At 56.5% G+C, this 11,880-nt stretch carries 8 protein-coding genes and 3 rRNA genes (1 of these 11 cut by a window edge); 6 read left to right on the top strand and 5 right to left on the bottom strand.

Features of this window, described 5'->3' with window-relative positions:
- Positions 1-3: 3 nt before the first annotated feature.
- Positions 4-696 (bottom strand): cysteine protease LapG, encoded by a 693-nt coding sequence (lapG, locus tag JFT81_RS24610; RefSeq protein ID WP_201148189.1) that lies wholly within the window; start codon positions 694-696, stop codon positions 4-6.
- A gap of 194 nt (positions 697-890) precedes the next feature.
- Between lapG and JFT81_RS24605 the strand changes: the two genes are divergently transcribed.
- Complete coding sequence (locus tag JFT81_RS24605; protein ID WP_201199441.1) at positions 891-1,601, top strand: GntR family transcriptional regulator; 711 nt, start codon at positions 891-893, stop codon at positions 1,599-1,601.
- Between the two features lie 101 nt (positions 1,602-1,702).
- On the opposite strand, the gene JFT81_RS24600 is transcribed toward JFT81_RS24605, so the two are convergent.
- Positions 1,703-3,583 carry a methyl-accepting chemotaxis protein gene (locus JFT81_RS24600; RefSeq protein WP_201229668.1) on the bottom strand — a complete coding sequence of 627 codons (1,881 nt, stop codon included), beginning with the start codon at positions 3,581-3,583 and terminating at the stop codon, positions 1,703-1,705.
- Between JFT81_RS24600 and JFT81_RS24595 the strand changes: the two genes are divergently transcribed.
- The 5 genes from JFT81_RS24595 (at position 3,563) to JFT81_RS24575 (ending at position 9,245) form a co-directional block, all read left to right on the top strand.
- On the top strand, positions 3,563-3,841 hold the full coding sequence (locus JFT81_RS24595; protein ID WP_201229667.1) for a hypothetical protein: 279 nt from the start codon (positions 3,563-3,565) through the stop codon (positions 3,839-3,841). The two genes, JFT81_RS24600 and JFT81_RS24595, sit on opposite strands and share 21 nt — an antisense overlap.
- 54 nt (positions 3,842-3,895) lie before the next feature.
- Positions 3,896-4,396, top strand: a complete 501-nt coding sequence (locus JFT81_RS24590) for a sigma-70 family RNA polymerase sigma factor (RefSeq protein WP_201229666.1) — start codon at positions 3,896-3,898, stop codon at positions 4,394-4,396.
- Entirely contained in the window at positions 4,396-5,397 is a 1,002-nt protein-coding gene (locus JFT81_RS24585; protein WP_201199438.1) for a FecR family protein, read from the top strand. Before JFT81_RS24590 ends, JFT81_RS24585 begins: the two co-directional genes overlap by 1 nt.
- Positions 5,398-5,485: 88 nt before the next feature.
- Positions 5,486-7,990, top strand: a complete 2,505-nt coding sequence (locus tag JFT81_RS24580; protein WP_201229665.1) for a TonB-dependent siderophore receptor — start codon at positions 5,486-5,488, stop codon at positions 7,988-7,990.
- Positions 7,991-8,066: 76 nt separating this feature from the next.
- Positions 8,067-9,245, top strand: a complete 1,179-nt coding sequence (locus tag JFT81_RS24575; RefSeq protein ID WP_201229664.1) for a PepSY domain-containing protein — start codon at positions 8,067-8,069, stop codon at positions 9,243-9,245.
- 72 nt (positions 9,246-9,317) lie between these two features.
- On the opposite strand, the gene rrf (JFT81_RS24570) is transcribed toward JFT81_RS24575, so the two are convergent.
- From rrf (JFT81_RS24570) to JFT81_RS24560, 3 genes are all read right to left on the bottom strand, one after another.
- Positions 9,318-9,433 (bottom strand): 5S ribosomal RNA (gene rrf / locus JFT81_RS24570).
- Positions 9,434-9,538: 105 nt separating this feature from the next.
- Positions 9,539-9,654: ribosomal RNA gene (gene rrf, locus JFT81_RS24565) — 5S ribosomal RNA — on the bottom strand.
- A gap of 171 nt (positions 9,655-9,825) precedes the next feature.
- Positions 9,826-11,880, bottom strand: a 23S ribosomal RNA gene (locus tag JFT81_RS24560) (it continues 839 nt past the right edge of the window).

The following is an 11,880-nucleotide window of genomic DNA, read 5'->3' as shown; positions in this document are numbered from 1 at the left end:
CTCCTAGTTAATCGTTTCGACCGGGAAACCTTCGGCCTGCATTTTCTTCAACACATCCTGCCAGCGTGACAGGCGTTTGGTGTCGCCGACCTTCTTGTTGCCTTTGGCCCCCGGCAAATACAGACCTTCAGCATTGAAAGAGTAGACCGGCAGCAAATCGGTTCGCTGCGACGCCGGCTGGATCGGATCGATCAGGCTGTCGAGCACCAGCGGCATGGCATCGGGGGTGGCATAGTAAGTCAGCACCATGTGCGCGCGGTTCTGGCGCAGTGCCTTGACGTAGGTGATGCGCAGCTTGTCACTGGAAACGCCTAGGTGACGCAGGCTGAAGTACTTGGCGATTGCATAGTCTTCGCAGTCGCCGGCGCCCTTCCACAGTGCTTCGATGGGGGTTTCCCAATAATCGACTTCGCCCCATAGATCGATGTCTTCGACGTAGCGCATCTGTTTATTGAAAAACAGGTTAACCACTTTGAGCTTTTCCATCTCGCTGACCTGTTTCTGCGTGGCCAGCAGATTCTGCCAGGCATCGATGCGCTGCTGCCCGGCGCCCAGCGGTCCGTAAAGCGCCGTGGCCTTGCGGCTGATCGCGGAAAAATCCCAATCGGCATGCAGACCGCCCAGCATGACGCCGGCCAGCAGCAGTGCGCAGCCTAGCCAGCGCAGAGTCCGGGGGATCGCGAAACGTACCGCCACAACAGGTTTCCAGGGGGCAGGAGGGAAAGCGTTTGATGGTGAAGCTTAGCCGGGTAAAAAACAATGGCACCCTGAGATCATCGGTGCCGCGCTAAACTTGTGTAATACGGTATTCCTTTACACGATTTGACAACCTGTAGATCAATCACTAGCTTCTTTGGATCCAATCAAGTCGGAAGACAGGGGGCGTTTTCGTGACACAGAAGCCCAAACCGCTGCACAGCATCAAAGTCGATGGGCCGATTCCCGCACATTTGGCCCGCGCGATCATTGAAGAAACCCTGCGCGCAGCAATCCTCGACGGTCGCCTGCCATGCGGCACGGCCCTGCGCCAACAAGATCTGGCCGACCTGTTCGGCGTCAGCCGCATGCCGGTGCGTGAAGCCCTGCGCCAGCTCGAAGCGCAAGCGCTGCTGAACGTCACTGCGCACAAAGGCGCCGTGGTGGCGGCGTTGATTCAGGACGATGCAACGCAAACCTATGAGCTGCGGATCCTGCTGGAATCCGAAGCGCTGCGTCAGTCGATTCCGTTGCTTGCGGCTACCGATATCGAGCGCGCTGCCAACCTGATCGATGAACTCGAAAACCAGCAGGACTACAGCGAAATCGGCCGGCTCAATCGTTTGTTCCACATGACGCTGTACAGCAAGGCACCCAACAAGCGTCTGTTGCGCCTAGTGGAAGACGGCCTTAATGAAGAGGAGCGTTTCCTGCGCTTCAACCTTGAAGCCATGGGGCTGGGCAAGATTTCTCAGGATGACCACCGCGCCATGCTGCAAACGGTGCGTGATGGAGATGTCGAGGGATCGGTGACGTTGCTGGTGCAACACCTCAACCGGGGCGTCGAGGTGATCACGCGCTTCCTTGCCAGCCCTGCCGGGCAAAGCCGCAAAACCACACGCTAGGATCGTCAGCAGGCTCACGCCTACAGTGACCGGGAAACCCGATTCACGTGTAGGCGTGAGCCTGCTCGCGATGAACGAAAACGCGGTCTCGCGTTTGAAAATCAGATCTTGAAGCTGTCCACCAACTGCTTCAGGCGATTGGCCTGTTGCGACAACGCATCACAATCCTTCAACGTTTCGTTGAGGTTGGCCACGCTCTGCTGGTTCAACAGGTTGATCTGATTAACGTCGACGTTGAGGGTTTCCACCACCGCGGTCTGCTCTTCGGTCGCTGCAGCCACCGACTGGTTCATGCCGTCGATTTCGCCGATGCGCTGGGTCACGCTGACCAGACGCAAACCGGCCTGGTTGGCCACTTCAACGCTCTGCTCGCTGGACGCCTGACTGGCGTTCATGGTGCTCACCGCTTCACGCGAACCGACCTGCAAGGACGTGATCATCTTGTGGATCTCTTCCGCCGATTCCTGCGTGCGATGAGCAAGATTACGCACCTCGTCCGCCACTACCGCAAAACCACGACCGGCTTCACCGGCACGCGCCGCTTCGATCGCTGCGTTGAGCGCCAGAAGGTTGGTCTGCTGAGAGATGCCTTTGATCACATCAAGAATGTGGCCGATGTTGTCAGTGCTCGCATTCAGCGTTTCGATCTGGGTGCACGACAGGCTGATCTTCTGCGACAACTCGGTCATCGCCAGGATGGTTTGCTCAACCACCTGACGGCCGTCATCGGCCTGTTCGCTGGCGCCGCTGGCGTGCTGCGAAGCGTCGGCGGCGTTGCGGGCGATTTCCTGAGTGGCAGCACCCAGTTCGTTGATCGCGGCTGCGACGCTGTTGGTGCGCGCACTTTGCTCGTCCGAACCAACGATAGAGGCGTTGGACGAGGCCATTACGCGTTGCGACAGGTCATGAACCTGACGGGTTGCCGAAGACACCTCGCTGATCGATGCGTGAATACGCTCAACGAACTGGTTGAACGAACTCCCCAATTCAGCGAACTCATCTTTGCCTTCCACGACCAGACGACGGGTCAGATCACCTTCGCCCTGAGCAATGTCCTGCATCGCACGACCCATGGTGGTCAGCGGACGCATCAACACCGTGATCAGCAGGCTCAGGAACACGGCAATGGCGGCTACCGCTACGAACATCGCAATCAGCGCCGAGGTACGGAACTGGCTGAGTGCCGCGTAGGCTTTGTCGCGATCAATCGACAGACCGATGTACCACTCGGCATTCGGCAGACCGGTGACCGGGGTGAACGAGAGGATACGTTCCTGGCCATTGAGCACCACGTTCTGGTTGCCCTTTTCTATGCGCACGCTGGAGTTCGGGTAGATGTCCTTGAGGTTCTTCATGACCTGATCTTTGTCCGGGCTGACGATCACCTGACCGTCAGCGCTGACCAGGAACGCATGGCCGAGGCCACCGAAATCCACCGAGTTGATGATCTTCACCAGAGTTTCCAGGCTCAGGTCACCCCCCACCACACCCAGCAACTCGCCGTTTTTTTTCACCGGCATGGCGATGGTCACCACCAGGCCACCGACCGCAGCCATGTAAGGCGGGGTCAGCATGGTTTTGTCGGCGACTACCGCTTGCTTGTACCAAGGGCGCTGACGTGGGTCATAACCATCCGGCATCTTCGCGTCAGGACGCTGGGTGAACACACCGTTGGCTTGACCGACGTAAGTGAACTGAAAGTTCGAGGTAAAGGCCGGTTGATCGACCAGGCCCGGGAAGTCGGCGTCCTTGCCCTGATGAGCAACGTTCTGCGCGAGGTTTTCCAGTACCAGAATTCGCCCGCTCATCCAGTTCTGCACGCTGCTGGCGGTCAGATCACCGGCCTGCTGCACAGAAGACTGAAGGTTCTGGCGAATGGTGTTTCGCTGCAGATAGTCGTTGTAGAGGGTGAACAGCGCGAACGCCAGGACCACGACGCCCGAGGCGGCCAACAGGATTTTATGGCTGAACTTGAGATTCATTTCATGGGACTTCTTATGCCAAAAGTGGGGATGCGTTCCGGATGCAACATTCCATGTACAGCGCAGGCAGCGTTCTTCAGGCCGCTCTACTTTGGTGCACGCATGTCTCACCAGTCTGTCGGCACGTTGGCGGGAAAACTTAGGGCTGCGATTCAAATGCACGGTATTTCTCGCAGATTCCCGCCGAACGGTGATCCAGAGCATCCGCGGCCTGATTTTTTAGGACTGATGTTCGAGCGGCAGTTGCAAATCCTGTAACCCTTGATAACAATGCGACTAATTATCATTTGTGACGTTCGGGCTGTCGCGTTCATGTCCTCTCCTGAGTTTGCAGTGCAGGCGCTCTACAGTAATCATCATGGCTGGCTCAATGCCTGGCTGCGCGCCCGGCTGGGTAATGCCGCGGATGCGGCTGATCTGGCGCAGGACACTTTCGTGCGTCTGCTGCAACGCACCGAACGCCTCGAACTCAAAGCGCCCCGCGCCTTCCTGCGAACCATTGCGCGCGGCCTGGTAATTGATCACTGGCGCCGCGAAGAGATCGAACGCGCCTATCTGGAAACCATCGCTCACTTGCCCGAGGCCGAGACGCCGAGCGCCGAATCCCGAGCCCTGGTGATCGAATTGCTGGAAAGCATCGCGCGTATGCTTGAAGGACTGAAGCCGAAGGTACGTCAGGCATTTCTGTTGGCGCAGTGCGAAGGTTTGAGCCACAAGCAGATTGCCGAGCAGATGAGCGTTTCCTTGCGCACGGTGGAGCGTTACGTCGCCGATGCGCTGTATCACTGTTATGTGCTGCGGTATGAAAGCTGATGCCTGTGGATAACCTCTCACTCGGCCGACGCGCCGAACCGCAGCAAAAAGTGGTCAAGCAGGCCATTCACTGGTTGCTGCGCCTGCGTAATAACCACGGCAATACACGGCTCAATCGTCAGTGTGAACAGTGGCGCGCCGAACATCATGAGCATGAGTTGGCCTGGCAACGGGTGCAGTCGTTGCAGGCAGAATTGAGCAATAACCTGCGCGCGGTGCCCGGTGCGCAAGTAGCGTTCAACACTTTGGAAAACAGCGCTCAGGGCTTGGGTCGTCGTCAGGCCTTGAAGCTGTTGTCCGGGGCATTGCTGATGGGCTCGGCCGCCTGGCTAGCGAAAGACACTGCTGCCTGGCAGCAGTGGAGCGCCGATTACGCCACGGCAACCGGCGAGCGGCGCAGTTTCCAGTTACCGGACGGCACGCGGATCGAGCTCAATACCGCCAGTGCGGTGGATCTGGATTACACCGCGCAACAACGGCTGATCAAACTGACCCGTGGCGAAATCATCGTCACTTGTGGCGGCGCAGATGAGGGCGCCTCGTTCGACCGACCGCTGCGCGTACAAAGTCGCCACGGCATCTACGAGCCGCAAGACGCGCGGTTCATCCTGCGTCAGCAAAGCGATTGCACGCGGCTCAGCGTCACCAGTGGCCAAGTGGCCATTCACGCCGGCGGGACTTCCATCGAGGCACTCGCCGGGCAGAGTTATCTGATCGATCACCATCAAATACGCCCGGCGCCGGCGCTGGATATGGATGTCGGCGCGTGGGTCGATGGCATGATCGTCACGCGCAATATGCGTCTGGGCGATTTTCTCAATGAAGTCGGGCGTTATCGTCAGGGCTTTCTGAACTGTGCGGCGAACGCCGCTGACTTGCGCCTGTCCGGCGTATTTCGGCTGGAGGACACCGATAAGCTTTTGGCGATTCTGCCGCAGACCTTGCCGGTGCAACTGCGCTATCGCACCCGCTGGTGGGTGAGCCTGGAACGTACGGTTTGAAATTTTTTTGGCGGGTTTTTGCAGTCGGTCCGGCTTAGTCAGTAAGCACTTCAACTCAAGCGTTTGCGACTTCCTACGGAAACCTACAATGACTGTCCGCGCCACCGGTAAGAACCCTCTGAATTTCACTGTCGAATCGGGCTTGTTGCGCCACGCCGTCCGGGCTGCGCTGTTTTCCACCGCACTGGGCGTCGGTGTGCTGCCGAGCCTGAGCCTCGCGGCCCCTACCAATGCCAGTGAATTGAGCCATCGCTACAACATCGTTGCCGGGCCGTTGGCTGAGGCGCTGAATCAGTTCGCGCGCCAGGCGGGCATTACCTTGTCGATGACGCCGCAGCAGACGCAGGGCCGGCAGTCGCCGGGTGTACAGGGGGAATACTCGACTGATCAGGCACTAAGCCATTTGCTCGGAGGTTCCGGTCTGGAGGCAATCAGTCAGGATGGCAGCAGCTATATCCTGCGTCCGCTCGCCGAAACCGAGGCGCTGGCCTTGCCGACCACCGACATCAGAGGCTTCGCCCTCGGCAATGCGTTGGGCAGCATGGACGGCTACAACGCGACACACAGTCAGATCGCCACCAAAACCAGTACCGCACTGCTGGAAACCTCGCAAAGCGTGTCCGTGGTGACGCGCGAGCAAATGGACGATCAAGGCTCGCAAACCGTTTCACAAGCGATGCGTTATACCCCTGGTGTGCTGACCAATCCGTATGGCGCCACGCACCGTTACGACTATGTGGCAATGCGCGGTTTCAACGACGGTTCGGTGGATAACATCTACCTCGACGGCCTCAAGTCGATGGGCGATAGCGGCACCTACAGCACCATGCAGGTCGACCCGTATTTCCTCGAGCGCGTAGATATTCTCAAGGGCCCATCGTCGGTGTTGTATGGCCGCAGTTCACCGGGCGGTCTGGTCGCACTGACCAGCAAGAAGCCTTTGTATGAGGCCTACCATCAGGTTCAGGCCACGGTCGGTACGCAGGGGCAGCGCGGGGTCGGTTTTGACTTCAGCGGCCCGGTCGATGACGAAAAGCACATCGCCTATCGCCTGATCGGTTTGACGGATCAGTCCGACACGCAATTCGACCACAATAAAGAAAAGCGCTTTGCACTGGCGCCGACCGTCAGCATCGATTTCAACGAAGATACTTCGCTGACACTGCAGGCCTATCTGCAACACGATCCGGATGGCGGCTACCACGGCGGCGTGCCGGCAGATGGCACGGTCCATCAACGCAATGGCAACCGAATCTCGCCGCACTTCTTCGAGGGTGAGCCGAGCATTGATGGCTACTCGCGTGATCAGCAGTCGTTCGGTTATCAATTCGAACACCGCTTCAACGACGTCTTCACCGCGCGGCAGAACTTCCGTTACCTGGACTCCAAAGTGAGCATGGATCAGGTCTACGCCTATGGCTGGACCACGCCAACCAGCAACGAGCTGAATCGCTACTACACCGGCGGTGATGAGCGTCTTCATGCGTTCATCGTCGACAACATGCTCCAGGCGGAATTTTTTACCGGCGCGACCAAACACACGGTACTGATGGGCGCGGACTATCAGCGGCGTAAAACCGTGGTTGACTGGACCAGCGGCGGCCTCGCACCGATCAACGCGTTCAACCCGGTGTATGGCAATTCGGCAATTGATATGTATGGCGAGACCAGCTATCTGCGTCGCCTGGAGCAGACCGGGGTGTACCTGCAAGACCTGATCGAAATGGACAAATGGCGCTTCTCGCTCGGCCTGCGCCAGGACTGGGTCGAGACGTCGGATGAAAACCGCATCGCCGAAGCGGGCCGTCCGGTCGGTACCGAGATCAACGACCGTCGCACCAAATTGACCGGCCGCGCCGGAGCTTTGTATCTGTTCGATAACGGCTTGGCGCCTTACATCAGTTACTCCGAGTCGTTCAACCCGAACTCGTACGCCGACAGCGCTGGTAATCCGTTGGCGCCGACCGATGGTACGCAGTGGGAAGCGGGCCTTAAATACCAGCCGCCGGGCACTGACAATCTGTTCACCGCCTCTGTGTTCCGCATTGATCAGGAAAACCTGGCGACCAAACTGCCGCAGGAAAACTTCTATCGCGCTGTCGGCGCTGTGCGCTCCCAGGGGCTGGAACTGGAAGCGCACATGCAGTTGACCGACAACCTGAAAGTCCTCGGCAGCTACACCTTCACCGACATCGAATATTCGAAGTCGATGGTCAGTACGCTGAGCACCGCGACCGATGTGATCGAAAACAAAGGCAACTCGCCGACGCAGGCGCCGCGACACATGGCGTCATTGTGGGCGGACTACAAGTTCGACAGCGCAGCGCTGGATGGCCTGCGTCTGGGCGGCGGCGTGCGCTATGTCGGCTACAGCTGGGCGGATGCGGAAAACACCCTGAAAGTACCGTCTTACACACTGTTCGACGCCTCGATCGGCTATGACCTGGGCAAGGTTGGTTTGAAGGGCGTGGACGTACGCCTGAATGCGAACAACCTGACCAACGAGTCTTATGTGGCTTCCTGCGCCAGTCTGAACTTCTGCTACATGGGTGAAGAGCGCAATGTCGCGGCAACGGTCAGCTACCAGTTCTAAACGTTTGTCCTGTGCATAAAAAAGCCAGCCCCTGAAGTTCGGGGGCTGGCTTTGTCGTCTCTGTGGGGAAATTTTCATGCGCGCGTTTTTAGTGTTGTTGCATCGCTATATCGGCTTGGCGACCGCGGTGTTTTTGTTGCTGGCCGGAATCACCGGAAGCATTCTTGCTTTCAATCATGAGCTGGATGAATGGTTGAATCCGCAGTTCTACTCAGCGCCTGCTCAGGGATCACGATTGCCACCGGGCGAACTGGTTGATGCGGTGCAGTCCGCGCATCCGAAGTTGCAGGTCTGGTACATGGAGTATCCGCATGAGGCTGGCCATACGGCGCTGCTGGCAGCGGTGCCGCGTAATGATCCAGCAACTGGCAAGCCGTTTGATGAGCGTAATCAGGTGTTCTATCTGGACCCGGTGAATGCGCAGCAGAAAGGTCAGCGTTACTGGGGTGAGTGCTGTTTTCAGCGGGAGAATTTCGTCCCGTTCATTCTTGAGTTTCATTACAACCTGACATTGCCGGGCAACTGGGGATTGTGGTTGATGGGGTTGGTTGCCATCGCTTGGGTGATCGATTGCTTTGTAGCGTTATGGCTGACGCTACCGCGTGGAAAGCCGTTCTGGAAGAAGTGGTCGACGGCGTGGAAGGTCAAGGGCGGGCATGCTTATCGGCTTAACTTCGACCTGCATCGTGCGGGAGGATTGTGGTTGTGGCTGTTGTTGCTGCCGATCGCCATCAGCAGTGTGGCGATGAACCTGCCGAGTCAGGTGTTCAAGCCTGCTGTGTCGCTGTTTTCACCGATTGAGCCGAGCGTGTATGAGGCCCGAGGACGAATGCCTCCTGCGGAGTTAGGCGTGACGCAATTGAGTTATCAACAAGCATACGAGAGGGCGTTACAGGAGGGGAGACGATTAGGACTGACAGCGGCAATCGGGGAGCTGTATTACAGCTTTGAGTACAACTTCTACGGTGCCGGATTTGGCCAACACGATACGGATGCACATGGCAAATCCTGGTTGTTCTTTCACGGCACGGACGGTCGGTTGTTAGGGCAGGAAATCGCAGGACAGGGAACGTTGGGGGAGCAGTTCTATCGGTTGCAGTTACCGATACATGGAGGACGGATCATTGGCGTTGCAGGGCAAGTAATGATCGCGGTGTTAGGTATTTTGATTGCGGGATTGTCAGGGACTGGCGTCTATATCTGGTGGCGCAAATGGCAGGCTCGACGTATCAGCAAGGCACGCAAAGCAGTTTGATGATGGATTTATACTGACCCTGAAATGACAAAACCCCTGTCTGCGTTAGCAGACAGGGGTCTCGGAATTTAATCTTGACGATGACCTACTCTCACATGGGGAAACCCCACACTACCATCGGCGATGCATCGTTTCACTACTGAGTTCGGGATGGGATCAGGTGGTTCCAACGCTCTATGGTCGTCAAGAAATTCTGTATCTGGCTCGTCAACACGGTAACAAGCCAGCAAAAACGGTTACTTCTACTAAAACAAAACCCCAACTGCTTTCGCAATTGGGGTTTCGGAATTTAATCTTGACGATGACCTACTCTCACATGGGGAAACCCCACACTACCATCGGCGATGCATCGTTTCACTGCTGAGTTCGGGATGGGATCAGGTGGTTCCAACGCTCTATGGTCGTCAAGAAATTCGGGTACCGAATCGTGGCCAGATGGCCTCGCTTCAGCAAATTGGGTATGGGATAGTTTTCGGTGTTTTGTGCTGCCTTTTTAGGGGCGGTCGAACTTTCGGTTCGTTTCGTCTTCACACACCGCAATCTGATGCTCTTTCGAGTAGTCAAATTGCTTGGGTGTTATATGGTCAAGCCTCACGGGCAATTAGTATTGGTTAGCTCAACGCCTCACAGCGCTTACACACCCAACCTATCAACGTCGTAGTCTTCGACGGCCCTTCAGGGAACTCAAGGTTCCAGTGAGATCTCATCTTGAGGCAAGTTTCCCGCTTAGATGCTTTCAGCGGTTATCTTTTCCGAACATAGCTACCCGGCAATGCCACTGGCGTGACAACCGGAACACCAGAGGTTCGTCCACTCCGGTCCTCTCGTACTAGGAGCAGCCCCTCTCAAATCTCAAACGTCCACGGCAGATAGGGACCGAACTGTCTCACGACGTTCTAAACCCAGCTCGCGTACCACTTTAAATGGCGAACAGCCATACCCTTGGGACCGGCTTCAGCCCCAGGATGTGATGAGCCGACATCGAGGTGCCAAACACCGCCGTCGATATGAACTCTTGGGCGGTATCAGCCTGTTATCCCCGGAGTACCTTTTATCCGTTGAGCGATGGCCCTTCCATACAGAACCACCGGATCACTAAGACCTACTTTCGTACCTGCTCGACGTGTCTGTCTCGCAGTCAAGCGCGCTTTTGCCTTTATACTCTACGACCGATTTCCGACCGGTCTGAGCGCACCTTCGTACTCCTCCGTTACTCTTTAGGAGGAGACCGCCCCAGTCAAACTACCCACCATACACTGTCCTCGATCCGGATAACGGACCTGAGTTAGAACCTCAAAGTTGCCAGGGTGGTATTTCAAGGTTGGCTCCACGCAGACTGGCGTCCACGCTTCAAAGCCTCCCACCTATCCTACACAAGCAAATTCAAAGTCCAGTGCAAAGCTATAGTAAAGGTTCACGGGGTCTTTCCGTCTAGCCGCGGATACACTGCATCTTCACAGCGATTTCAATTTCACTGAGTCTCGGGTGGAGACAGCGCCGCCATCGTTACGCCATTCGTGCAGGTCGGAACTTACCCGACAAGGAATTTCGCTACCTTAGGACCGTTATAGTTACGGCCGCCGTTTACCGGGGCTTCGATCAAGAGCTTCGCGTTAGCTAACCCCATCAATTAACCTTCCGGCACCGGGCAGGCGTCACACCCTATACGTCCACTTTCGTGTTTGCAGAGTGCTGTGTTTTTAATAAACAGTCGCAGCGGCCTGGTATCTTCGACCGGCATGAGCTTACGGAGCAAGTCCTTCACCCTCACCGGCGCACCTTCTCCCGAAGTTACGGTGCCATTTTGCCTAGTTCCTTCACCCGAGTTCTCTCAAGCGCCTTGGTATTCTCTACCCAACCACCTGTGTCGGTTTGGGGTACGGTTCCTGGTTACCTGAAGCTTAGAAGCTTTTCTTGGAAGCATGGCATCAACCACTTCGTCATCTAAAAGATAACTCGTCATCAGCTCTCGGCCTTAAGATCCCGGATTTACCTAAGATCTCAGCCTACCACCTTAAACTTGGACAACCAACGCCAAGCTGGCCTAGCCTTCTCCGTCCCTCCATCGCAATAACCAGAAGTACAGGAATATTAACCTGTTTTCCATCGACTACGCTTTTCAGCCTCGCCTTAGGGACCGACTAACCCTGCGTCGATTAACGTTGCGCAGGAAACCTTGGTCTTTCGGCGTGGGTGTTTTTCACACCCATTGTCGTTACTCATGTCAGCATTCGCACTTCTGATACCTCCAGCAAGCTTCTCAACTCACCTTCACAGGCTTACAGAACGCTCCTCTACCGCATCACCCGAAGGTGATACCCGTAGCTTCGGTGTATGGTTTGAGCCCCGTTACATCTTCCGCGCAGGCCGACTCGACTAGTGAGCTATTACGCTTTCTTTAAAGGGTGGCTGCTTCTAAGCCAACCTCCTAGCTGTCTAAGCCTTCCCACATCGTTTCCCACTTAACCATAACTTTGGGACCTTAGCTGACGGTCTGGGTTGTTTCCCTTTTCACGACGGACGTTAGCACCCGCCGTGTGTCTCCCATGCTCGGCACTTGTAGGTATTCGGAGTTTGCATCGGTTTGGTAAGTCGGGATGACCCCCTAGCCGAAACAGTGCTCTACCCCCTACAG

The organism is Pseudomonas sp. TH43 (assembly GCF_016650635.1).
In the GTDB taxonomy this organism is placed as follows: domain Bacteria; phylum Pseudomonadota; class Gammaproteobacteria; order Pseudomonadales; family Pseudomonadaceae; genus Aquipseudomonas.
Note: the sequence above shows the minus strand (reverse complement) of the source record. Positions and strands in the feature narration are given on the sequence as shown.